Annotated in this window: 23 protein-coding genes; 16 read left to right on the top strand and 7 right to left on the bottom strand. The window is 59.3% G+C overall.

The genetic code is table 11. From position 1 onward, the window contains the following. Position 1 precedes the first annotated feature (1 nt). The 6 genes from HQ945_RS14035 to HQ945_RS14010 form a co-directional block, all read right to left on the bottom strand. The gene (locus HQ945_RS14035; protein ID WP_027231249.1) at positions 2-1024 is read right to left on the bottom strand and encodes a MotA/TolQ/ExbB proton channel family protein; all 1023 of its coding nucleotides are present in this window, start codon (positions 1022-1024) and stop codon (positions 2-4) included. A 386-nt stretch (positions 1025-1410) separates the two neighbouring features. Next, the gene (locus tag HQ945_RS14030) at positions 1411-2202 is read right to left on the bottom strand and encodes an inositol monophosphatase family protein (RefSeq protein ID WP_113281531.1); all 792 of its coding nucleotides are present in this window, start codon (positions 2200-2202) and stop codon (positions 1411-1413) included. Positions 2203-2264: 62 nt separating this feature from the next. Then, complete coding sequence (gene efp / locus HQ945_RS14025) at positions 2265-2828, bottom strand: elongation factor P (protein ID WP_027231251.1); 564 nt, start codon at positions 2826-2828, stop codon at positions 2265-2267. Between the two features lie 147 nt (positions 2829-2975). After that, the gene (locus tag HQ945_RS14020; protein ID WP_113281532.1) at positions 2976-4139 is read right to left on the bottom strand and encodes a M20 aminoacylase family protein; all 1164 of its coding nucleotides are present in this window, start codon (positions 4137-4139) and stop codon (positions 2976-2978) included. Positions 4140-4245: 106 nt separating this feature from the next. Further along, a complete protein-coding gene (locus tag HQ945_RS14015; protein WP_081815815.1) occupies positions 4246-5346 on the bottom strand; it encodes a tetratricopeptide repeat protein in 1101 nt (366 codons plus the stop codon). A gap of 5 nt (positions 5347-5351) precedes the next feature. After that, complete coding sequence (locus HQ945_RS14010; RefSeq protein WP_113281533.1) at positions 5352-6008, bottom strand: thiamine phosphate synthase; 657 nt, start codon at positions 6006-6008, stop codon at positions 5352-5354. Between the two features lie 240 nt (positions 6009-6248). On the opposite strand from HQ945_RS14010, the gene HQ945_RS14005 reads away from it, so the two are divergent. From HQ945_RS14005 to ruvB, 7 genes are all read left to right on the top strand, one after another. Further along, positions 6249-7016: a sulfite exporter TauE/SafE family protein gene (locus HQ945_RS14005; protein WP_113281534.1), complete on the top strand. Its 768-nt coding sequence runs from the start codon at positions 6249-6251 to the stop codon at positions 7014-7016. A gap of 134 nt (positions 7017-7150) precedes the next feature. Then, positions 7151-8344: an OpgC domain-containing protein gene (locus HQ945_RS14000; RefSeq protein WP_174208203.1), complete on the top strand. Its 1194-nt coding sequence runs from the start codon at positions 7151-7153 to the stop codon at positions 8342-8344. A 124-nt stretch (positions 8345-8468) separates the two neighbouring features. Beyond that, complete coding sequence (locus HQ945_RS13995) at positions 8469-10109, top strand: acyl-CoA synthetase (protein WP_113281536.1); 1641 nt, start codon at positions 8469-8471, stop codon at positions 10107-10109. 557 nt (positions 10110-10666) lie between these two features. Next, entirely contained in the window at positions 10667-11194 is a 528-nt protein-coding gene (gene rcdA / locus HQ945_RS13990) for a protease adaptor protein RcdA (protein ID WP_091921142.1), read from the top strand. Between the two features lie 92 nt (positions 11195-11286). Continuing rightward, positions 11287-11814 (top strand): crossover junction endodeoxyribonuclease RuvC, encoded by a 528-nt coding sequence (gene ruvC, locus HQ945_RS13985; RefSeq protein WP_027231258.1) that lies wholly within the window; start codon positions 11287-11289, stop codon positions 11812-11814. After that, the gene (gene ruvA / locus HQ945_RS13980) at positions 11811-12428 is read left to right on the top strand and encodes a Holliday junction branch migration protein RuvA (RefSeq protein WP_113281537.1); all 618 of its coding nucleotides are present in this window, start codon (positions 11811-11813) and stop codon (positions 12426-12428) included. The genes ruvC and ruvA overlap by 4 nt, the downstream gene beginning before the upstream one ends. Before the next feature lie 40 nt (positions 12429-12468). After that, entirely contained in the window at positions 12469-13509 is a 1041-nt protein-coding gene (gene ruvB / locus HQ945_RS13975) for a Holliday junction branch migration DNA helicase RuvB (protein WP_091948117.1), read from the top strand. Between the two features lie 3 nt (positions 13510-13512). On the opposite strand, the gene HQ945_RS13970 is transcribed toward ruvB, so the two are convergent. Then, on the bottom strand, positions 13513-14826 hold the full coding sequence (locus tag HQ945_RS13970) for a glycoside hydrolase family 5 protein (RefSeq protein WP_162737251.1): 1314 nt from the start codon (positions 14824-14826) through the stop codon (positions 13513-13515). On the opposite strand from HQ945_RS13970, the gene ybgC reads away from it, so the two are divergent. From ybgC to ftsH, 9 genes are all read left to right on the top strand, one after another. Next, positions 14813-15277, top strand: coding sequence for a tol-pal system-associated acyl-CoA thioesterase (gene ybgC, locus HQ945_RS13965; protein ID WP_113281539.1), 465 nt, complete (start codon positions 14813-14815; stop codon positions 15275-15277). The two genes, HQ945_RS13970 and ybgC, sit on opposite strands and share 14 nt — an antisense overlap. Positions 15278-15519: 242 nt before the next feature. Beyond that, positions 15520-16227, top strand: coding sequence for a protein TolQ (gene tolQ, locus HQ945_RS13960; protein WP_027231263.1), 708 nt, complete (start codon positions 15520-15522; stop codon positions 16225-16227). Between the two features lie 45 nt (positions 16228-16272). Then, entirely contained in the window at positions 16273-16725 is a 453-nt protein-coding gene (gene tolR / locus HQ945_RS13955) for a protein TolR (RefSeq protein ID WP_027231264.1), read from the top strand. 5 nt (positions 16726-16730) lie between these two features. Beyond that, positions 16731-17792: a cell envelope integrity TolA family protein gene (locus HQ945_RS13950; RefSeq protein ID WP_113281540.1), complete on the top strand. Its 1062-nt coding sequence runs from the start codon at positions 16731-16733 to the stop codon at positions 17790-17792. Positions 17793-17830: 38 nt separating this feature from the next. Next, a complete protein-coding gene (gene tolB, locus HQ945_RS13945) occupies positions 17831-19147 on the top strand; it encodes a Tol-Pal system beta propeller repeat protein TolB (protein WP_027231266.1) in 1317 nt (438 codons plus the stop codon). Positions 19148-19381: 234 nt separating this feature from the next. Then, on the top strand, positions 19382-19885 hold the full coding sequence (gene pal / locus HQ945_RS13940; protein WP_036813673.1) for a peptidoglycan-associated lipoprotein Pal: 504 nt from the start codon (positions 19382-19384) through the stop codon (positions 19883-19885). Positions 19886-20046: 161 nt separating this feature from the next. Further along, entirely contained in the window at positions 20047-21042 is a 996-nt protein-coding gene (ybgF, locus tag HQ945_RS13935) for a tol-pal system protein YbgF (protein ID WP_027231268.1), read from the top strand. Beyond that, the gene (gene tilS / locus HQ945_RS13930) at positions 21017-22393 is read left to right on the top strand and encodes a tRNA lysidine(34) synthetase TilS (protein ID WP_174208202.1); all 1377 of its coding nucleotides are present in this window, start codon (positions 21017-21019) and stop codon (positions 22391-22393) included. Before ybgF ends, tilS begins: the two co-directional genes overlap by 26 nt. Positions 22394-22488: 95 nt before the next feature. Continuing rightward, the gene (ftsH, locus tag HQ945_RS13925) at positions 22489-24423 is read left to right on the top strand and encodes an ATP-dependent zinc metalloprotease FtsH (RefSeq protein ID WP_027231269.1); all 1935 of its coding nucleotides are present in this window, start codon (positions 22489-22491) and stop codon (positions 24421-24423) included. Positions 24424-24527: the final 104 nt, after the last annotated feature.

Raw genomic sequence — 24527 nt, 5'->3', positions numbered from 1 at the left:
CTCAGTTGGCCTTGTCGCGGGCAATGGCATCGCCAAGTTTCGCCAGCGTCTGGCGGATGGATTTTTGCTCGTCAGCCTGCTTCTCCACCCAGTCGCGCATCATCTGCTGTTCGGAGCGCATGTTTTTGACGAGCCCCTGAATTCCTTCGGCAAGGCTCGCCAGCGCCGCCGTGGTGCGCTGGCTCGATCCGCCGCTCTCCTGGATGTTCTGCAGGCGCTCAGCCAGCGCGCGCAGTTCGTCGCTCGTACCGGTACTGGCCGCATCGAGCGCATGCAGATCCGAGCCGAGGTCGGTGACGCTGGAAAGCCAGTTTTCAAGCTCTGTGTAGAAACGGTTCTGCGCCCGGCCGGCCTGCAGGTCGAGAAAGCCGAGGATCAACGATCCGGATAGACCGAAGAGAGAGGACGAAAAAGCCGTGCCCATGCCGCGCAACGGGGATTGCAGGCCGGCCTTCAGCGAGTCGAGAACGCTGTTCGCGTCGCCAGCGCGCGGATCCAGCGACTGAATGGTCTGGCCGATGGAGCCAATCGTTTCGAGCAGGCCCCAGAACGTGCCAAGCAGGCCGAGGAAGACGAGCAGGCCGATCAGATAGCGGGAAATGTCGCGGGTTTCATCGAGGCGCGCCGCGATGGAATCCAGCATCGACCGCATGGCGCTGGTCGACAGAGCCATGGACTGGCGCCGGCCGATGAGGGCGCGCATCGGTGCGAGCATGACGGGATGCGCATTTGGATCGCTGTTGCCGCGGCGGAAGGAGTTTACCCAACGCACTTCCGGGAAGAGCCGGATGACCTGGCCGAAGGCAAGAAGGATGCCGATGGCAAGCACGCCGATGATCAGGCTGTTGAGGCCCGGGTTCGTGACGTAGAACACCGAGATCTGCCGAAACAGGATAGCGGCAAGAAATGCTACGATCGCCAGAAATATTGCCATGGACAAGAGGACGAACCGCGGGCTTGAAAGCCGGTAGGGATCGTATTCTTCGCCATCCCGACCCTGGCGGGTCGAACTGAAATCTGCCATCGCATCGTCTCCGCGTCGCATAAACCGAATTTGCCGCGACCCTAACCGAAATCGAGGTGAAAATGGAAGGTGCAATGAGGTAACGCTTGAATTTGTTATTGCTGCATCAATTCAAGGTTGGTGGAGGAGATAGTGGAAACAGAGTATTTCCACAAAATGTACCGGAGATTGAAGAGGTTCCGCGTTTCATACGCCCGGCAAATTAAACAGGTCCGACCCTAATCCTGAGCACGCAACAGGCATGGCCTAAGCAAAGCAAGGCTTTTTCACTGTTCGATGGGGTTACGACATCCGGCACGGAAAAAAGGCTCGACTACCGGACGGTAGCCACCTCACGCCACAACGCACCTACTCCAGCCTCTGGGGCGCTTCTTAAACTGACGGACTCAGATCGGCTTTTTCAGCGCCTTGACGAGCGCCTTCTGGATGGCTTCGTTGCCGGCGACGATCGAACTGCTCTCCACCACATCCTGTCCGCCCTCAAAGTCGGTGACGAAACCGCCAGCCTCGCGAACGAGAATGATGCCGGCGCCGATGTCCCACGGGGAAAGGCCGCTTTCCCAGAAACCGTCAAGGCGGCCGGCGGCCACATAGGCGAGATCGAGGGCAGCAGCGCCCATGCGGCGCACGCCGGAAACCTCGCCCATGATATTGCGCAGTTCGACAAGGTAATTGCCATGGTGGCCGCGGCCGAGGTGCGGAACGCCTGTGCCGATGACGGAATCGACCAGTTTGTTACGGCCGGCAACGCGCAGACGGCGATCATTGAGGAATGCCCCGCCACCACGCTCGGCAGTATAGAGCTCGTCCATGGCCGGGTTGAAAATCACGCCGGCAACGATCTGTCCCTGGCGTTCGAGGGCGATGGATACGCCAAAAATTGGAATGCCATGCAGGAAGTTGGTGGTGCCGTCGAGCGGATCGACCAGCCAGCGGTGCTGGCCGTCGCTGCCTTCCACCGCGCCGGATTCTTCCATCAGGAAACTGTAGTCGGGGCGGGCGCGGCGCAATTCCGCGTAGACGATCTCTTCGGCGCGCTTGTCGGCCTGGCTCACATAGTCGCCCGGACCCTTGAGCGACACCTGCAAGTTCTGCACTTCGCCAAAATCACGCGCCAGCGAGCGGCCCGCCTTCATGGCGGCCTGAACCATTACATTGAGTATCGCTGAACGCGCCATTCGGGGTATGTCTCCGTAAGATCAATAAGGGAAGCCAGCGGAACCGGTTCCCCGGGGCCGGCTTAATCGGCGCGGCGGATATAGGTGATTTCGTTGGTGTCGACGACGATGCGCTCGCCCGACGAAATAAATGGCGGAACGAGAACGCGAATGCCATTTTCGAGTAGCGCCGGCTTGTAGGACGATGCCGCCGTCTGGCCCTTCACGACCGGGTCGGCTTCGGTGATCGCCAGCGTGACCTGATCCGGGAGCGAGATACCGATTGGCTTTTCGTCATAGAGTTCGACCGTAACCATCATGCCGTCCTGCAGGAATGCGGCGCGATCGCCAACGAAGTCCTTCTGCAATTCGAGCTGTTCGTAGCTGTCGGTGTCCATGAAAATCAGAGCTTCGCCCTGTTCGTAGAGGAACGAGAAATCCTTCTGTTCAAGGCGCACCTTCTCAACCGTCTCGGCGGCACGGAAGCGCTCATTCAGCTTGGTGCCGTTAATGAGGTTCTTGAGCTCGACCTGATTGTAGGCGCCGCCCTTGCCAGGCTTCACGGCATTCGTCTTGACCGCAACCCAAAGGCCGCCGTCGTGCTCGATCACGTTGCCTGGACGGATTTCATTCCCGTTGATTTTCATTTGTCTATCCGGATTGTTGTTGGAACTTGGCGCCGATTTCGCCGGCTAGGCCAAATATTGGCGCCTCCAAGACCACAATTTCACACAATAGGCAAGAGAGAGGGCGCAAACTGCTTGAGGATGCGCCCTGTTCTTATCGGTCGCAGCTCAAGCGGCCAGCGCGGTTTCGGCCAGCGAAACCCAATAGCTGATGCCATAGGGGATCGCGTCGTCGTTGAAATCGTAGGCTGAATTGTGAAGGGCAGGCGTGTCGCCATTGCCGATGAAGACGAAGGCGCCCGGACGGCTTTCCAGCATGTAGGAAAAATCCTCCGCGCCCATGACCGGCGGCATATCGCTGCTTACGGCCGCTGCGCCGACGATGGACTGGGCAATGCCAACTGCAAAGTCGGTCTCGCGATCATGGTTGTAGGTGACCGGATATCCTTCATGGTAGACGACGTCCGCCTTGCCGCCGAACACGGATGCGGTGGCTTCTGCAATCTCCGTCACGCGCTTCTTCGCCAGTTCCCTGATCTCCGGCACGAGCGTGCGCACCGTGCCGCCAAGCTTGACGCGGTCGGGGATGACATTGGACGCATCGCCGCCATTGAGTTGCGTCACGGATACGACCAGCGCCTTCAATGGATCGGTCTCGCGTGACACGATGGACTGCAGCGCAATAATGATGTGGGCGGCGATCAGCACCGGGTCGATCGCCGAGTGCGGTTTGGCAGCATGGCCGCTACGCCCCGTTACCGTGATCTCGAATTCGTTCGTCGCGGCCATGATCGAGCCCTTTCGGGTGGCAAATTCACCAAGGGGCAGCCCGGGGGCGTTGTGCATGCCGTAGACCTCGCGAATGGCGAAGCGATCCATCATGCCGTCGTCGATCATTGCGCGGGCACCGGCGCCACCCTCTTCGGCCGGTTGGAAGATGACGGCGATCGAACCCTTGAAATTGCGTGTATCGGCAAGGTGCTGCGCTGCCCCGAGCAACATTGCAGTGTGGCCGTCATGACCGCAGGCATGCATCTTTCCGGGTGTTTTTGATGCCCATGGTTTGCCGCTCTCCTCAGCAATCGGCAGGGCATCCATGTCGGCGCGGAACCCGAGCACCGGACCATCGCCGTGGCGTCCGCGGATGATGCCGACAACCCCCGTCTGGCCTATCCCGGTCTCAACCGTATCACAGCCGAACGCTCGCAACTTCTCGGCGACAAATCTCGACGTCTCATGCACGTCGTAGAGGATTTCCGGGTTTTCATGCAGATGACGGCGCCACTCGGCGACGTGTTGTTGCATTTCATGAGCACGGTTAATCAGTGGCATTTCGAATTCCCATCGCTTGGTTATGCGGATGGAGCGAAGCTACGACCGGGATGCACGATCCGTCAACGCAATGAATTCGAACAGTTCCATGTGAACAGGAAAGGTTCTAGCGGAATTGGAGCTTGTTGGCTTCCGCGATGGCCTGGCTTTTCTGATCGTCGTCGAGACCGTCCATGAAGGATTCAAGATCGGGATCGTTGAGGCCAGCACGCTTGGCGGCGATGTACCACGCAGCAGCTTTGATAAAATCGCCCTCGACGCCGATGCCGTCGCGGTAGAGCTTTGCAAGCCGCGCCTGGGCGGCGACATTGCCGCTCGTTGCTGCCCGCAGCATCCAGCCGAAGCCAGCCTTGTATTCGTGCGGACCACCGAGCCCGGCGACGAGCCAGCTACCGAGGTCGAGCTGCGCCGTATCGTAACCCTTGACCGCGGCCTTGATGAGATATTCCCGCGCCTTCGCCATGTCGCGCGGAATCGTCGGCGTTCCATTGGCCAGCACCTGGCTTACCGCATATTCGCCATCGGCAAGCCCTTTGTCTGCGGCTTTCAGAAACCAGGGATAGGCATTTTCAATGCCGGCAGAGCCCGGGCGCTCCTGCATGAGGATCTGGCCGTAGTTGAACTCAGCTGCGGCATTGCCCTTGTCTGCCGCCGCCTTGGTCAGTTCCTTGGCCTTTTTCGGATCCTTCGGGGCATATCGTCCCTGGAGCAGAATGGCCGCATAGCGGAATTGGGCTTCGGGTACGCCCTGCTCGGCGGCCTTGCCATACCATTTGGCGGATTCTGCCATGTTGACCGGCGTTCCAAGGCCGCGCGCCAATATTTCCGCAAGCAGCACCTGCGCAGCGCTGTCACCGGCTTCGGCGCGGGGCAGCGCAAGGTTGTAGGCAGTCTTGTAGAGGCCGCGCTGGTAGGCGCCAAAGGCGTCGTCGGCCGGCGCCTGACCGAATCGGGTCGGATTGATAGGCTCGGCCGAATTGTTGTCACCGGCCGATTTTGGCCTGTCCTGCTTGGTGGATGTGACGGGTGCGCCAAGTTCCTGTTGCAAAGGCGCTGGCTTCGGATCTTCAAGGGCAGGTTTAACCGCTTCGGCCGGGGGCGGTGCAGTCGGCACGGGCTGCGCCGTTTGGGCCGGGGCGCCAGTAACGATGCCTGAAAAGGCAAGCACTGCGCCCGTGCGGATAAGGTTTAGCGACCTTGCACCCATAAATCTCATTCCTCGAATCTCGGCGCGTGCTGGTCGAGGAGCCTGTTGGCTTCCCGGATTGCCGATTCCGGGTTGTTTCCTTCAAATATGGCGGCACCAAGGGCAATGAATTCCGCGCCGGTGGAAACGGCGTCGAAGATGCTTTCGAGATTGTTGCCCGCCTGGATGATGCAGGGGATCTCGATCATCCCCGCCCACCAGTCGGCAAGCTCGATATTGCGCGGATGCGCATCAGGCTTGGTATCCGCGCCGATCTTGCCGAAGAGTACATAATCCGGCTGGGCCTCGCCCATCTCAAGCGCCGTGTGGCGGTTCTTGACGTTGCCGGTGCCGACGATGAGCTTTGGAGAGAAGCGCGACACGGCATCGGCAATGGCGGTGGCTGGGCCTTCGATATGCAGGCCGTCAGCCTTCACGCGTCCCGCAACCTGCGTGTTCCCGACGATGATGGCGGCGGCGCCCGCGTTCTGGATCACCGGCACCGCGGCTTCGGCAAGCATCTGGAATTGGGCTTCGTCGACATCATAGGGCGGAAGAAGGACCGAGGCCACATCGCCGCCCGATAAAGCTGATGCGAGAATCCTCACAAGTTCTTCGGCGCTGGCCGCTGGCGGAGCGATCAGAACGATTCGGCAGCGTTCGGGCGTTGTTTTGGTGTTCATGGCTGCAACCTGTTTCGTTCTCGAATGCATTGGGCGCACCCATAAAGCGAGTGCTCGTGATCAAATTGGGGCATAAAGGAAGGCAGTCGGTTTGAACAGTCCTCCCGGCCTTCATGGGCATGTTGCCATAGGCGGGTTAAGCGCCGGTGTATCGAAATCGGGGCACAATTCCAAAAATCGTTTCTCAACCGCGACGTGCGGGGTTACACAGATTTACGCCCATCCGCCGGATTTCCTGACATGCCCGACCTCTTGATGAACCCATGGTTCTATGCTGCCGCCGTTCCGGCAACGATCCTGATCGGCTTGTCGAAGGGCGGCCTTGGCGGGGCGATGGGGCAGGTCGGCGTGCCGCTGATGGCTCTGGTGATGCCGCCGGTGCAGGCGGCAGCGATCATGTTGCCGATCCTCATCGTCATGGATGTCGCAAGCCTCTGGTCATGGCGCGGCTACCGTGACAACCAGACGCTGAAGCTCATGCTGCCGGGCGCATTTCTCGGCATTGGCATCGGTTGGCTCACCGCGTCCATCGTCACGGACGACATGGTCAAGCTCATTGTCGGGGCCATCGCGATCATCTTTTTCGCCCGCTACATGCTTACGAGTGCGGCAAAGCGAGCGACGGCACAGCCCCACAATGCGGCGAGTGCGACGCTGTGGTCGACGCTCGCCGGCTTCACAAGTTTCGTCGCTCATGCGGGCGGTCCGCCCTATCAGGTCTATGCCCTGCCGCTGCGCCAGGATCCCAAAGTTTATAATGGAACGAGCGTAATTTTCTTTGCGATCGTCAACGCCGTGAAGGTCATTCCCTATTTCGCGCTTGGGCAGTTCGACACCGCAAATCTCAGGGCTTCGGCAGTGCTTTTGCCGCTGGCGCCGCTTGCAACCTTCGCTGGCGCCTGGATCGTCAAGCGCATGCGGCCGGAGATTTTCTACCCCTTCATGTACATCATGATTTTGCTGATGGGACTGAAGCTGACCTATGACGGCGTGGTCAGTTTGTTATAATTTTCAACGAAAGTTGATCAGCCGAAACGCAACTTTTGTCCTATGTCAACATTAATCACCACATTCATACGCCTCACTCGCGCCGATCGGCGGCGTGTAAAATTCAACCTTGCATATCGGAATACGGGAAGGCCATGACACAGATTCAGCTGAAACAGCGGGATACCCGTATCGATGTTTTCAGAGCGCTTGCCCTGTTGACGATTTTCATCAATCACGTGCCAGGCACGGTCTATGAAAATCTCACGCACAAGAACTTTGGCTTCTCCGATTCCGCCGAGGCTTTCGTCCTGATCTCGGGTATTGCCGTCGGCCTTGCCTATGGCTCGAAGTTCGAACCCGGCAACCGTTTCCTGATGACACTGAAGGCGTGGCGGCGGGCAGCAACCCTTTATAGCACCCATATTCTGACGACGATCGCGACGCTCGCGATTTTCTGCGCGGCGGGCATTTACCTGCAGCGTCCGGAATTCATGTCGTTCATCAATATCGGTCCCCTGATGGATCAGCCGGCAAAGGCGCTGATCGGGCTTGCCACGATGGGCCATCAGCTTGGCTACAACAATATTCTATCCATGTATGGCGTGTTGCTTTTGATGCTGCCGCTGTTCCTGGTGATTGCGCAATATAGCCTTGCCCTCCTTGTCGGCGCCTCCGGCTTGCTGTGGCTGGTGTCCGGCGTTTACCAGATCGCGCCGCCCAATTATCCGACCGACGGCGTCTGGTTCCTTAACCCTCTGTCATGGCAGTTCCTGTTCGTAGTGGGGTTGGCTGGCATCATGCATGTTCGCCGCGGCGGCACGATCGCCTTCAACAAATACCTGTTCGGCCTGTCAGTGGCATATATTCTGGTCGCGCTATTCTGGGTGCGGTGGCCGCTCTGGGGCATCGACACGTCGCTGGGCCTGCCCATGGTCGTCACCGGTTTCGACAAGACCTTCCTGTCGCTGACACGCCTCGCGCATGTTCTGGCGCTAGCCTATGTCATCGTCTCGGTACCGGCGATCTCGAATCTCGCACGCACATCCGCCGATCACCCGCTCGCCATTCTCGGGAAGCATTCGCTGCCGGTCTTCGTAGCGGGCACAATCCTTGCGATGGTGGCTCAGGTCGTAAAGGTCATGAATCCTGGCGGGCTTCTCGACGATACGCTGCTGATCGCCAGCGGCATCATGGCTCAGTTCGCGCTTGCCTATTATCTCGAGTGGCTGCCACGGCTCGGCTGGGGTGGGCGTCCCGTCCAGAAGGCGGAGAAGACCAAGCCCGTCGTAGCCGGCAAGTCCATGCCGGCCGGGGCCATGAAGCCGGCAACGGCGCGTTCTGCCTGAGTATGAGAAATGGGTCTTTGGGCCAGGCCCGAAGACCGGACTTGAGCCGAAGGCCATCGGTCCTTTCTCCGCCAATCAAATCGCTGTAGCTTGAGTTTGGGAGCTATCGCGTTGGGAGGCGTGTATGGGCGGAATCTTCGATCGTGATCTTGAGCGCAACGCGGCCAACCATCAGCCGCTGACGCCGCTTTCCTTTCTCGAAAGGGCGGCGTGCGTCTATCCCGACCGACCGGCAATCATTCACGGGGCCCAGCGCATCGATTACGGCACGTTCTATCGGCGCACGCGCCAGCTCGCATCGGCACTGTCGCGGCTTGGCATTGGCAAAGGCGACACCGTGAGCGTCATGCTTTCCAATACGCCCCCGATGCTTGAAGCCCATTTCGGCGTTCCGATGACGCAGGCCGTGCTGCACTCGCTCAACACGCGGCTCGATGCAGCGGTGATCGCGTTCCAGCTCGATCATGCGGAAACCAGGGTTGCCATCGTCGATAGCGAATTTGCCGATGTCTTTCGCGAGGCGCTCAAGCTTGCCGCGGTCAAGCCGATCGTGATCGACTTCGTCGATGCCGAGTACCCGGCCGATGCGCCCTATCCCCAAGGCGAACCATTGGGCGGGATGGACTACGGTGCCTTTGTCGATTCCGGCGATCCTGAATTCGCATGGTCGAAGGCCGATGACGAGTGGGATGCCATCACGCTCAACTACACGTCCGGCACGACGGGAAATCCGAAAGGCGTGGTTTATCACCATCGTGGTGCGGCGCTGATGGGCTATGGCAATATCATCGCTTCGGGAATGGGACGTTATCCGGTCTATCTGTGGACCTTGCCTATGTTCCATTGCAACGGCTGGTGCTTCCCTTGGACGCTGGCGCTGCAGTTCGGCACGCATATCTGTCTGCGCTGGGTGCGCGCCAGGCAGATCTATGATGCCATCGCAGACTACGGCGTGACTCATCTTTGCGGGGCGCCCATCGTCATGTCGACGCTGATCAACGCGAAGGAAACGGACAAGCGGTCATTCCCACAAACGGTCACCTTCAATACTGCGGCTGCGCCGCCGCCAGAGTCGATCCTGGCGGGCATGGCGGAAGCCGGCTTTGCCGTCACCCATCTCTATGGGCTGACCGAGACTTATGGTCCGGCCGTTGTCAATGAGTGGCAGGACGAGTGGGATGCGCTCGATGTTTCTCTGCGTACCGCCAAGAAGGCGCGGCAGGGCGTCCGCTACGCGGCGCTGGAAGATTTGGCGGTGCTCGATCCGGAAACGCTGCAGCCGGTGCCGGCTGACGGCGAGACCATCGGCGAGGTCATGTTCCGCGGCAACATCGTCATGAAGGGCTATCTAAAGAACCGGGCGGCAAGCGACCAGGCTTTCGCGGGCGGCTGGTTCCATTCCGGCGATCTCGGCGTGATGCATGCGGACGGCTATATCCAGCTGAAGGATCGCTCCAAGGACATCATTATTTCAGGCGGCGAGAATATTTCCTCGATCGAAGTCGAGGACGCACTCTACAAGTTCCCGGCCGTCGGCGCCTGCGCGGTGGTCGCACGGCCTGACGATAAATGGGGCGAAACCCCGCTCGCCTTTGTCGAACTGAAGCCCGGCCATGCGGCGAGCGAGGCTGAGATCATCGCCCATTGCCGCACGTTGCTGGCCAAGTTCAAATGCCCGCGTAATGTGCTGTTCGAGCCGATTCCGAAGACCTCGACGGGCAAGATCCAGAAGTTCGAGCTGCGCAAGCGGGCAAGGGCGCTTTAGGAAGAATCCTCGGAACAAGAGAACGAGGATGCGGTGGAGTGGGCTAACTTCAAACTGAAGCCCTGTCGGTGACAGAGGTGCCGAGCGATCAACGATGGGCGTGGCGGACGTTCTGCTACCGTCATCCAGGTACAACACCCTCGCCGCCGTTGTCTTGAGGCGCCGATTCACCACGGCAAGCCATGAACGCACCGCATGGATGGAGCATTCCGCCCAACTTTATTGTTGGCGTTAAGGAATCATTAAGCATTACAATCTATAAATTGAACATCCAGTTTTCTGGATTCTTACCAAGTGGTTTGGCCACTTTGTTTGACGCCTCCCTGTTAGACTCCTGAGAGCCGCCATGTTTCGCGGCTCTTTTTTTATGTTCATATCTTCCGACCGGCCCTGCCGTTAACCCTTTATTAAGGATAAACTTGCGCTGATGTGAGTATGCAGGCAGGTTGCTGGGGAATACTGTCCGCCGACCGTTGTGGTGTATCGCTTGCTGTTTCAGTAAGGGTGCACGGCTTTGGCAAGATTCGGTTCGCGGCAGCGCATTGGTAACAGGGCATATGATGGCTGAACAGGAATTCCACGTGGACAACACGATACGACTTGCGGAGCGCATGGTTCGGTCGGAAAGCTTCAATCATCTCTATGATGAAGGCATGAGTCTTGTGGAAGAAGCCGCTTCCTATCTCGATGGGGAAGGGCGCGCCGCTGCCCGCAGGCTCACCCGTGTCGCCGCCACGCTCTATGCCGCGGAATCGATGCGGCTGACGACGCGGCTGATGCAGGTCGCTTCCTGGCTCCTCCTGCAGCGCGCTTCGCGCAGCGGCGAGATGACGCCCGACCAGGTGCTCTCGGAGAAGGCCAAGGTGCGCCTTGATACCGATTCGGCCCCCGAAAGCGTCGCGGGCTGGGATGAAATCCCGCTTTCCTATTGCGACATTGTGCATCGCTCGCTCCGGCTGCAGGCACGCGTCCGGCAGATGGATGACGAGATCTACAATGAGAACGTCGAGGAGCGCCCGCTTTTCTCGACTAATCCGGTCTCGGATCAGATCACGCTGCTTGCCACCGCCTTCGGCAATCGTTGAGCGTTCGCTTTCGGCAATCATAAACGGTTTCGTTTCGCTTTTGTTCACCTTTCTACTGTCAACATGCCCGGCAGAAAGGTAAGGTTCCCGACATGAAGGAAGCGATTCGAATCATCGGTATTGATCCCGGTCTCAGGCGAACCGGTTGGGGCATGATCGAAACGCTGGGCAATTCCCTGCGCTTCGTCGCTTCCGGCACGATCCTTTCCGATGCAAAGCTCGATCTTGCCTCGCGCCTGTGCCAGTTGCACGATGGTCTTGCGGCGGTCATTCACCAGATGGTGCCGCACGAATCGGCTGTCGAGCACACATTCGTCAACAAGGATGCGACGGCGACCCTGAAGCTTGGGCAAGCGCGGGGCATTGCGCTGCTGGTGCCGGCACTCGCCGGTTTGCAGGTCGCCGAATATGCGCCGAACGCCGTCAAGAAGGCGGTAATCGGCGTCGGTCACGGCGAAAAACAGCAAATTCACATGATGGTAAAGGTTTTGATGCCGAAGGCGACGTTCGATACGGACGATGCTGCCGACGCGCTCGCTGTCGCCATCTGCCACGCACATCACCGGCAAAGCGCGATCGGGCGCATAGCCATCGAACAGAAACTGGCGGCGCTCGGATGATCGGCAAGCTCAAGGGTACGGTAGACGAAATTGGCGAAGATCATGTGATCATCGATGTGCATGGGGTGGGCTACGTGGCTTACTGCTCGGCGCGGACGCTTTCGAATCTTCCCGGAGTTGGCGAGGCGGTAACGCTCTTCATTGAAACCTATGTCCGCGAAGACATGATCAGGCTGTTCGGCTTCACCTCGCCGCTCGAACAGGAATGGTTTCGCCTGCTCCAGAGTGTGCAGGGCATTGGCGCCAAGGTGGCGCTCAGCGTACTTGGCGTGTTGACGCCGTCTGACCTCGCCAACGCGATCGCCCTGCGCGACATTGCCATGGTCAGCCGGGCGCCGGGCGTCGGCAAGCGTGTAGCCGAGCGCATTGTCACCGAACTCAAGAACAAGGCCCCGGCCTTTGCCGGCGAGGCCAGCGGCACGATCGGCCTCAAGCAGGAGATCGGCGAGGGCGTCGCGCCCCGCCCGGTCGCCGATGCGGTTTCGGCCCTCACCAATCTCGGCTATTCGCGCGACCAGGCCGCCAATGCGGTGGCGGCGGCGATGAAGGAGGCGGGAGAGGGCGCCGATTCGACCAAGCTCATACGGCTCGGCCTCAAGGAGCTGTCGCGCTAATGCCATTGTCTGACGAAGCGGGTTATGCGAGGACAGGCGCATGAGCGATGCTGGCCGTCTGATTTCACCCGACAAGCGCGGCGAGGACCTTGATACCTCGCTGCGACCGCAGACCCTTGCCGATTTCGTCGGGCAGGCTGCGGCGCGCGCCAATCTCAAGGTTTTCATCGAGGCGGCGAAATCGCGGGGCGAGGCGCTGGATCATGTGCTCTTCGTCGGGCCGCCGGGCCTTGGCAAGACCACGCTGGCGCAGATCATGGCGAAGGAACTCGGCGTCAACTTTCGCTCGACTTCCGGCCCGGTCATCGCCAAGGCTGGGGATCTTGCCGCGCTGCTCACCAATCTCGAAGAAAATGACGTCCTGTTCATCGACGAAATCCATCGGCTCAACCCGGCGGTCGAGGAAATTCTCTATCCGGCCATGGAAGACTATCAGCTCGACCTGATCATCGGCGAGGGACCGGCAGCCCGTTCCGTCAAGATCGATCTTGCCAAGTTCACCCTTGTGGCTGCAACGACCCGGCTAGGCCTGTTGACCACGCCGTTGCGCGACCGTTTCGGCATTCCCATCCGATTGAACTTCTACACGGTCGAGGAGCTCGAACATATCGTGCGGCGCGGGGCCCGGATCATGGGCATTGGCATGACCGATGACGGTGCGCTCGAAGTCGCACGCCGTGCACGAGGCACCCCGCGTATTGCCGGCCGCCTGTTGCGGCGCGTGCGCGATTTCGCCATTGTCGATGGCAAGGACCGGATCGATCGCGAAACGGCCGACTCGGCGCTGCTGAGGCTCGAGGTGGATTCTCTCGGTCTCGATCAGCTCGACAGGCGCTATTTATCTATGATTGCACATAATTTCGGCGGTGGGCCGGTCGGAATCGAAACGATCGCCGCCGGGCTTTCCGAACCGCGCGACGCGATCGAGGATATTATCGAGCCTTACCTGATCCAGCAGGGCTTTATACAGCGCACGCCGCGCGGCCGCGTATTGACCGCCAATGCCTGGAAACATCTCGGGCTCAATGCGCCGGCAGAAGTTACGCAGCAACAGATCAACCTCTTCCAGGAAGACGAATGAAGCTTATTCAGCTTTCAGCGCTTCGAGGATAACCGGATCGAAAACCCGCTTGTCGTCGGCAAGGGTGATGCCGAAGGCGCCGCCCCACGACCAGACGGACCAGGGAAAGCCACGCTTGTTTGCCGCCGCAACCACGTCTTTCATGTAAGCGGCGCGCCACTCGGCCGGCATGAGGAAATTCTTGCCATATTCCTGACGGATCATTCCGAACTCGCCAAGGTATATCCGTTCCGGGGCAATATTATACTGACGGCTCCATGCATCCGCTTGATCGAACGGCTCGTTCAGTCTCGCCAGCGCCTTGGCATCATCGGCAATCCCATCGGCCATTTCGTTGAGATTGTTCAGAAGGGCCTTGCGCTTGTCCTCTGGCGCCTGCTTCTCGATGCGATGGCGGGCTTCTTCGAGAACCTCGTGAAACCCCTCTTCCCCGAGCCTGTCAGGCGGATAGGGCAGGCCCTCGACATAGGCCATGGCATCGCCCGTCCATCCTGCGCCCTGATGGGTAAGAATATAGGGCTCATACGAGTGGAAGGTCCAGATCACATTGTCATCCGCGACGGTCGTCGGATTGATCTGGATCAGACCGTAAGCGCTCGCCCAGCATCCGCCAGAGAGAACCAGCGTGTGATTGGGTAATGCGTTGCGCGCCGCGGCATGCAATTGCACCAGCAAGGCGGACCATTTTGGGTAGACTGCCAAATCGCAATCCACCACCGGCTCGTTGAACGGCTCAAAGGCAGTGAGCGCGGGATCGGTGATGGAAAGGGCGCGGCCGAGGCGCCCTACCAGGTCGAGATAACGGGCAAACAGGGCCGGATCCGACGAAATCTGGTTGGTGCCGATTTTCCGCTTGTCGCTCGGGATCGTATGCATGTCGACGACCACCTTGAGACCGGCCTTATGCAGCAAGTCGATGGATCGGAGCATTGCGGCAAGCAGCTTCCTGACGCGCTCCTCCGAGGCATCCTGCAGGAAGATGGCAGGATCGACAGGCATGCGGACGAAATCGAAGCCCGCCTTGCGGATTGCCTGCAGGTCTTCCAGCCCAGTATTGCGGCGCCACTCCGGAAAGTTGGTGAGGATTTCTTCATCGTCCCAACGTTCGGGAAGCGGCCAGGTGACCCATGGATCGAGATTGACCCCGCGGTGCATCGTGAAGGCGGTGGTCGATGCCGTTGCAACAGTGACAAGCAGGCATGCAAATGCGAAAAGCACGTGAAACAATCGAAACGCCAATTCCTTCACGTCCTCCATCCGGGTCTGGACAAAATGCCCGCCTACCCGGCAAAAGAAAAGAACCATGAGCGAAAACAATATTCTTTCCTTAACGGATGGTCTCGCCGGAGAATTGACCGATATCGGGCACCGGCTGCTTGCCCGCGTCTATTATGCGGACACCGATTTTTCCGGCGTCGTCTACCATGCCCGCTACCTCGAATTTCTTGAACGCGGGCGCACCGACTATCTGCGGCTTCTCGGCGTGCACCACTCGGAACTGGCCGACGGCAAGCTCGGTGAAAGCATCGTCTGGGTGGTGCGGCGCATGGAGATCGACTTTCGCTCAGCGGCGCGTATCGACGATGTCCTGACGGTGGAGACCCATACGGCGGAGATATCGGGTGCGCGCGTGCGCATGGCGCAATCGATCAAACGCGGTGAAGAACTCTTGATCGCGGCAAGGGTCGAAGCCGCCCTTGTCAATGGCGCCGGGCGGCCGCGAAGGTTTCCCGCAGAATGGATCAAGCTTTTCAAGCCGCAATCTTAGCCTCGATAATTTAAAATCACGCACCGGGCTGAATCATAACTGATCCTTAACCATAACAAACCATGAATAAGGTCATCAAACGGGGCGTTTTGCGTTAACGCCTTCGTTTTACCAAAATTAACCGTGAGAAGCCGCGGTGTGGTTACTGGAAAAATCCGGTCTCACTAGCGTGGCTCATCTGGAGTGAGAGACGATTGCGCCCCGGTCAACATGCCGGGTTTTCGGATTCGAGGGTTGTGGTTATGGAAAATTTAGCGGTTGCCGTTCAAGCATCAGATACTTCGCTTTGGGGACTGTTCTGGCAAGCCGGATTTATCGTCAAGCTTGTGATGATCGGGCTTCTCGGTGCGTCCATCTGGACATGGGCGATCATCATCGACAAAGCGCTCGGATTCGGACGCGCCAAGCGCGCCTTCGACCGTTTCGAACAGGTCTTCTGGTCGGGCCAGTCGCTCGAAGAGCTCTATCGCAACCTTGGCGACAAGCGCACCACCGGCATGGGCTCGATCTTCATCGCCGCCATGCGTGAATGGAAGAAGTCATTCGAAAAGGGTGCCCGGTCGCCAATCGCCCTGCAGATGCGCATCGACAAGGCGATGGACGTGGCGCTGGCGCGCGAAAGCGACTATCTCGCCGCCCGCCTGACATTTCTCGCGACGATCGGTTCCGCCGGCCCCTTCATCGGTCTCTTCGGCACCGTCATCGGCATCATGACCTCGTTCATGGCGATTGCCGGTTCCAAGTCCACCAGCCTTGCCGTTGTGGCGCCTGGTATTGCCGAAGCGCTGCTGGCAACGGCTATCGGCCTTGTCGCCGCTATTCCAGCCGTTATCGCCTACAACAAATTGTCGAGCGATGCCGGCAAGCTTACAGCACGCATGGAAGGCTTTGCGGACGAGTTTTCCGCCATACTCTCGCGGCAAATCGATGAGAAGCTGCCGCGGACCTGAATGACCGCCTGCGTAACCGATACTTGAAATTGCGAGATTGATGCCATGGGCATGTCAATGGGAAACAATGGCTCTTCAGGCGGACGCCGACGCCGCGGTCGGGCCAGCAAGGCGCTGATGAGTGAAATCAACGTCACGCCGCTGGTCGACGTGATGCTGGTTCTCCTGATCATCTTCATGGTCGCTGCGCCGCTGATGACGGTTGGCGTGCCGATCGACCTGCCGGACACCGCCGCCAAGGCGCTGGATACCGATACCAAACCGATCACGATTTCGGTCAACCAGCAGGGACAGATCTTCATCGAGGACACGGAAATTCCGATCGAGGAAATTGTCCCGAAACTGCAGGCAATCGCCAAGACCGGCTATAATGAGCGCATTTTCGTTCGCGGTGACAAGACAGCCGATTATGGCGCGGTGATGAAGGTCATGGCGCGCATTTCATCGGCCGGATTCAAGAATATTGGTCTGGTCAGTCTTCAGGAGCAGGATAGCTAAGCGAAATGAAGGGCAGTGTCGTATCCTCTGCTGTTATTCATGCCGCCATCCTTGGCTGGGGGCTGCTGACGTTCTCCGCGCCCGCCCCGATGGTCGCGGACGTCGAGTCCATGCCTATCGATATCGTTCCCGTCGAATCCATCACCCAGCTGCAGCAGGGCGACAAGAAGGCGCCGAAGGCCGAAAAGCCCGCGCCGAAGCCCGCCGAGAAGCCGCAGACCCAGCTAGACGCCCAGAATATCGGCGACAGTGACCTCGACACCAAGACCAAGGAGACGCTGGAAATAAAGCCCAAGCCGGTGGAATCCGCACAAGCGCCGAAGCCATCGGAAGCGCCTGTCCCAAAGCCGGAACCGCAGCCTGAGCCGAAACCCGAGGTCAAGCCGGAACCGAAGCCTGAACCCGTGCCCGCCACGGAGGTGAAGCCGGAGCCTGCGCCCAAGCAGGAAGTCAAACCTGACCCCGTGGCCGCGGCCATTACTGAAGCAAAGCCCGATCCCGTACCGCAGGAAGAGACCTTCAAGCTTCCCGAAAATGTCGCCAAGCCGGAAGCAAAGCCTACCCAGCCGGCGCAGACGGCAAAGACTCCGGAGCGCAAGGAACCTGAGAAGCCGAAGCAGACGCAGACGGCGGCCAAACCCTCCAAGGAGAAGGGCATAGCCGACGAGGTTGCGGAATTGCTCAACAACCAGAAGCCATCCGCAGGCGGTGCCAAGCGCTCCACGGACCGGGCTTCTCTTGGCGCCGACAAGGCGACGGGCGGCTCGAAGCTCAGCCAGAGCGAAATGGATGCATTGCGCAGCGCCATCGAGGGCAACTGGAACAAGCCGGTGGGTGCCGAGGAATATCCGGATATGAAGATCATCGTCTCGTTCAAGCTCACGCCGAGTGGCGAGATCGAAGGTTCGCCGGTCGTGAGCGGCAGTGGCGGTGAACCCGGTCTCCTGAACGCGATCAAGAGCAGTGCATTGCGCGCGGTCATGCGCTCGGTGCCGTTCAATCTGCCGCAAGACAAATATGATACCTGGAAAGATGTTGAACTGACTTTCTATCCAGGAACGACCTGATGATGACAATTGGCCAGCCAAAAGAGGGCCCTGAACTTATGCTTAGAACGACCCGGACAATTCTTTCCGCTTTCGCGATGATTATCGCATTGTTGGCTGTTGCAACGCTCCCGGCGCGCGCGCAGCTCAAACTCGATATCACCAAGGGCGTGGTTGAACCCATGCCCATCGCGATTACAGATTTTCTCTCCGGTGATCAGCTTGGGACCAATATTTCCGGCGTGATTGCTGCGGACCTTGAGAGGTCCGGCCTCTTCGCGCCGATCGAAAAGGGTGCGTTCATCGAAAAGATCTCGAACCCCGATGCTGCGCCGCGCTTTGAAGACTGGAAGGTGATCAATGCCCAGGCGCTTGTCACCGGCCGCGTCACCAAGCAGGGCGACGGCAGGCTGAAGGCGGAGTTCCGCCTGTGGGACACCTTCGCCGGTAAGCAATTGATCGGACAGCAGTTCTTCACCTCGCCGGAAAGCTGGCGCCGGGTCGCCCACATCATCGCCGACGCGATCTACAAGGAACTGACGGGCGAGGACGGCTATTTCGATACCCGCGTCGTCTATGTCGACGAGTCCGGCACCAAGGAAAAACGCGTCAAGCGTCTCGCCATCATGGACCAGGACGGTGCCAACACGCGCTATCTCACCAACGGCAAGGACCTCGTCCTGACACCGCGCTTCTCGCCGAGCCGGCAGGAAATCACCTATATGTCGTTCGAAGGCGGCAAGCCGCAGATTTACCTCTTGCAACTCGAGACCGGCCAGCGTGAACTCGTCGGCAACTTCCCCGGCATGACTATCGCACCGCGCTTTTCACCCGATGGGCAAAAGGTCGTCATGAGCCTGCTCCAGGAAGACGGCAGCGCCAACATTTACACCATGGACCTGCGCAGCCGCACGACGACGCGCCTGACCAGCACGTCTGCGATCGATACCGGCGCATCCTATTCGCCGGATGGCACGCAGGTCGTCTTCGAATCCGATCGTGGCGGCCGACCGCAAATCTACAAGATGGGCGCGGATGGTTCGAACCCGCAGCGCATTTCCTTCGGCGACGGTTCCTATTCGACCCCGGTCTGGTCACCGCGCGGCGACCTGATCGCTTTCACGAAGCAGGCGGGCGGCGAATTCTCGATCGGCGTCATGAAGACCGACGGCTCGGGCGAGCGCATCCTTTCGAGCGGCTACCACGATGAGGGCCCGACCTGGGCGCCTAATGGCCGCGTGCTGATGTTCTTCCGCCAGCCGCCCGGCTCGAACAGCCCGCATCTGATGACGGTCGATCTGACTGGCCGCAATATTCGCCAGATCCAGACCCCGAACCTCTCGTCGGACCCGGCCTGGTCTCCGCTTCTCGAATAGTGGCTGCCAGCCATCAGGAGCTCTTCTCTGCATTCGCGGCGATGTCCCCCGACATTCGCCGCGAATGTCGTTTTTCCGCCGCATTGTTTGCCTTAGAGGTACGGAAATACGCATTCGATTCGCCGTTAATCCTGGTTTTAAGAGGGGATTAACCCTGTTTCTTGAACTCGCCTTAACCTCAATATGGTTACTGGTTGTTCACCGAAACAATTCAGTTCTTAAGGAGTCCAGGCCATGCGCCGGTTCGAAATGATCGCACGCAGTCCACTTGTCGTTGCACTGTTCATGTCTCTCGCCATCGCGGGTTGCGCCTCGAAGAAAAACATGCCCAACAGCGCCGGCGACCTTGGCCTTGCTGGCAGCGCGACACCGGGCTCGACGCAAGACTTCACCGTCAATGTCGGCGATCGCATCTTCTTCGATGTCGACTCCTCGGTCATCCGTGGTGATGCACAGCAGACCCTGTCCAAGCAGGCACAGTGGCTGAAGCGCTACCCGAACTATGCGATCACCGTCGAAGGCCATGCCGACGAGCGCGGCACGCGCGAGTACAACCTTGCTCTCGGTCAGCGCCGTGCTGCTGCGACACGCAACTATCTGGCATCTCAGGGCGTTCCAGCTGGCCGCATCAAGACCATCTCCTATGGTAACGAGCGTCCGGTTGCCGTTTGCGACAGCGAATCGTGCTGGTCGCAGAATCGCCGCGCCATCACCGTTCTCGGCGGCGCTGGCAGCTAAGCAGGCTTCGATTTTATAGACGGAAAAGGCGGCTTTCGGGCCGCTTTTTTTGTTTTGACGCAAGGCTAACAAAATTTGGCCGAAGTCACATTGCTCGTGTTAGATAGGGCGGCCGCAATCATGGCGGTGTTTCAATTCCCATATCAGGGGCGGTAAAAGGAATGAACAAAGGACTTAAGAGAATGGTTCTGGCACTGACGGTTATGCCATTTCTGGCAACCGGCGTCGGCCACGCCATGGATTTGAGCGGTGGATTTTTTCCGCCTGCGCCAAAGGCGGAGATTGCACCCAGCAAAGCTCCCGTCATCCTGGCTCAGGCAGGCGATCCGCGGGTGAGCCAGCTCGAGGAGCAGATCAGGCAGCTCACCGGCAAGGTTGAGGAACTGAACTTCCAGATCCTGCAAATGCAGGAGCAGATGCGCAAAGTACAGGAAGACAACGAGTTCCGCTTCCAGGAGCTGGAAAAGGGCAAGCGGTCGGACGCTGGCGGCAAGAGCGATCGCACGGTCGCATCCGCGCCATCGCCGCGAACAACAACGGGGGAGGCATCGTCGGATGCCTCTGCCTCTTCCGGTTCGTCGCGGGCCGCGCCCCAGACCACCGATTCCGCTGCTATTGATCCCCAGGTCGATTTGTCCGGCTCCGAGCAACTCGGCGCGCCGCCGCGCGACCTCGGGCAGATCGAATTTGATGCCAATGGCAACGTGATCGGTGGAAATGCCAGCGATAATCCGCCGGCTGACAACACGACAGTTGCTGCCTTGCCGCAAACCGACGATCCCAAGGTGCTTTACAACCAGGCCTATCAGCTATTCCTTTCCGGCGACTACAAGAGCGCGGAACTTGCCTTCCGCGATCATGTCGACCGGTTCCCCAAGGATCCGGCCGACCCCGATGCCCGTTACTGGCTCGGCGAGTCGCTTTACGGGCAAGGCCGATATCAGGATGCGGCATCGGTGTTCCTCGACAATCACAAGCAGTATCCGGATTCGAAGAAGAGCCCGGAGAACCTGCTGAAGCTCGGCATGACTCTCGCCAAGATGCGCGATCATGACGTCGCCTGCGCCACCTTTTCCTCCGTCGCAACGCGCTATCCGAATATTACGCCGGCGATCAAGGAGCGCGTGAAGAGTGAGCGTGCCGCCAACAAGTGCTGAGACAGGGCTCGATCCGGAACGTATTTTTGGTTCTGTCCATTTCGAGGGACTGACTTCGGTCATCGTCGCCGTCTCCGGCGGCAGCGACTCTCTGGGGCTTCTCCATCTCCTCGCAGAGTTGTGCGCTTCCCGGCCGCAGTTCCCAGCCATTATTGCCGTTACCGTCGATCATTGCCTTCGCCCGGAAGCCGCCGAAGAAGCGCGCTATGTGGCAACGCTGTGCGCAGAACTCGGCGTCGAGCACCGGACTCTTGCCTGGGATGAGCCCAAGCCACAGACCGCACTCTCGGCATCGGCGCGCGACGCCCGATATCGCCTTCTTTGCCAGGCGGCCCGGGAGGCGGATACGGACGTGATCCTGACGGGACACACGCAGGACGACCAGATCGAAACCTATGCTATGCGGCGCTTGCGAACAAATGGCGGAGGCAGCGACAGGGGTCTTGCCGGCATGGCGCCTGCGACATTGTTCGAACGCGAGATCTGGCTGATGCGGCCCCTGCTCGGGATAACCCGCGACGCGCTCCGCGCCTATTTGCGGTCTCGCGGCATCGCTTGGCGCGATGATCCATCCAACGAAGACCCGAAGTATGAACGCGTGCGCATCCGCAAGGCGCTGCGCGATGAGGAGCGCGCAGCTTTACTCGCGAATATTGCGATAAAGACCGAGCAGCGCATGGCGCATAATATCGGCGCCGTCGCACTTTTGCAGAAAAGCGTCGCGGTGCACGATGGCACGCTCGCCGAAATCGAAAGATCGGCTTTTGCCAGCGATAGGGATGACAGACGCCTTGCCGTTGGCGTCCTTCTCGCGGCGATGGGGGGCCTATCGATGCTGCCGGCGGCAGAGCTTTGTAACAGGGCCATCCAGCATATTGCGGGAAATGGGACGTTCCGGCGCGTATCGCTCGGCCGCTGCGTGATTGAGGTAAAGCGAGACAGGGCTTTCATCTATCGCGAACTGCGGTCGCTGCCTGAAATCAGCGTTGGGGCTGGCGAAACCGCTATCTGGGACGGGCGCTATCGGCTCACCAACTGGACGAAAAATCCGGTCGAGATCGTACCAGTCGGGAAAGGGAATACAGGATCGATCGGAGAAGAACGATCCACCAACATTCATCCCGGTGCCCTGAAATCCTCGCCTGCAATTGTAAACGAAGGCGAGATAACCAGCGTAATTTGCCGCGACGATCACGCTAAGTTGCCTGCCGGCATCGCTCTCGCGCGGCACCTTTCCCTGTTCGACCATATCCTTTCAGGCTATGATATCAGCTTGGCCAGAGTCCTTGCCGAACTGTTTTTCCTACCGCCTTATAAGGGTTTGCCTGTAAACCAGATTAACAAGAATTGACCTCAGTTTGACTGCCAGCCTTGGCAAGGCCACGCTTCGAACCTATGTTACGTTAAAATTCCGCATCCTTGCGGTTGTGATTGATGGGACCCGATATGAATCCTAACTACAGGAACTTCGCTCTGTGGGCGATTATCGCCTTGCTGCTGATCGCGTTGTTCAACCTTTTTCAAAGCCCCACCTCGCGCTCGGCATCGAGTGATGTTCCCTATTCGCAGTTCATTACCGACGTGAATAGCGGCCGTGTGAAATCGGTTACGATTTCCGGTAACCGCATCACCGGCACCTACTCGGACAATGGTTCGACCTTCCAGACCTATTCGCCCGGCGACGCCGGACTTGTCGGCCGTCTCGAAAGCAAGAATGTCCAGATCGCCGCGCGTCCGGAGACCGATGGGTCCACTTCGCTCGTCGGCATGCTGATTTCCTGGCTGCCCATGATACTCATCCTCGGCGTGTGGATTTTCTTCATGCGCCAGATGCAGGGTGGATCGCGTGGCGCCATGGGCTTTGGCAAGTCCAAGGCCAAGCTTTTGACCGAGGCGCATGGGCGGGTGACTTTCCAGGACGTCGCCGGCGTTGATGAGGCCAAGGAAGATCTCGAAGAGATCGTCGAATTCCTGCGCGACGCGCAGAAATTCCAGCGGCTGGGCGGGCGCATCCCGCGCGGTGTGCTGCTTGTAGGCCCTCCCGGCACAGGTAAGACATTGCTGGCCCGCGCCATTGCCGGCGAGGCCAACGTTCCGTTCTTTACCATCTCTGGTTCCGACTTCGTTGAAATGTTCGTTGGTGTCGGCGCGTCCCGTGTCCGTGACATGTTCGAACAGGCGAAGAAGAATGCGCCTTGCATCATCTTCATCGACGAAATCGACGCGGTCGGTCGCCATCGTGGCGCTGGTCTCGGCGGCGGCAATGACGAGCGCGAACAGACGCTCAACCAGTTGCTGGTCGAGATGGACGGCTTCGAGGCCAATGAGGGTGTTATTCTGATCGCCGCAACCAACCGTCCCGACGTGCTCGATCCTGCGCTGCTGCGTCCGGGCCGTTTCGACCGCCAGGTCGTCGTTCCCAATCCGGACGTCACTGGCCGCGAAAAGATCCTGAAGGTGCATGCGCGCAACGTCCCTCTGGCACCGAATGTCGACCTCAAAATTCTTGCTCGCGGCACCCCCGGATTCTCCGGCGCCGATTTGATGAATCTCGTCAACGAAGCTGCCCTGATGGCTGCCCGCCGCAACAAGCGCCTTGTCACCATGCTCGAGTTCGAGGATGCGAAGGACAAGATCATGATGGGTGCGGAGCGCCGTTCGACCGCGATGACGCAGGCCGAGAAGGAACTCACCGCCTATCACGAGGCCGGCCACGCCATTGTCGCACTCAACGTCGAAGTTGCCGATCCGCTGCACAAGGCAACGATCATTCCGCGCGGCCGTGCGCTCGGCATGGTCATGCAGTTGCCGGAAGCCGATCGCTACTCGATGAGCTACAAGTGGATGATCTCACGCCTTGCGATCATGATGGGCGGGCGCATCGCCGAAGAACTCAAGTTCGGCAAGGAGAACATCACCTCCGGCGCGTCCTCAGACATCGAACAGGCCACCAAGCTTGCTCGTGCCATGGTCACGCGCTGGGGCTTTTCCGACAAGCTCGGGCAGGTCGCCTATGGCGAGAACCAGGAAGAAGTGTTCCTCGGCCATTCCGTCGCCCGCACGCAGAACGTTTCGGAAGAAACGGCGCAATTGATAGATGCGGAAGTTCGCAAGCTCATCGACGATGCCTATAATCACGCGCGTTCCATCCTGACCAAGAAGAAAAAGGAATGGATCGCCATCGCCGAAGGCCTCCTCGAATATGAGACGCTGACGGGCGAGGAAATCAAGGCATTGATGGCCGGCGGCAAGCCCGCCCGCGACCTCGGCGACGATACGCCCCCTTCGCGTGGATCGGCTGTTCCGAAAGCCGGATCGGCCAAGAAGCCCCGCAAGGGCGATGAGCCCGACAAGGGTCTTGAGCCCCAGCCACAATCCTGATGGTGGATGCAACTTCTACAAACGGCCGGTGAAAACCGGCCGTTTGTACGAATTGTTCATGCATTGGCTCTAAGTATAATCGCTACACAAATTGTGAGATGCGG

Origin of the sequence: Phyllobacterium pellucidum, from assembly GCF_013327855.1 — a bacterium.
Classification (GTDB): Bacteria; Pseudomonadota; Alphaproteobacteria; order Rhizobiales; family Rhizobiaceae; genus Phyllobacterium; species Phyllobacterium pellucidum.
Note: the sequence above shows the minus strand (reverse complement) of the source record. Positions and strands in the feature narration are given on the sequence as shown.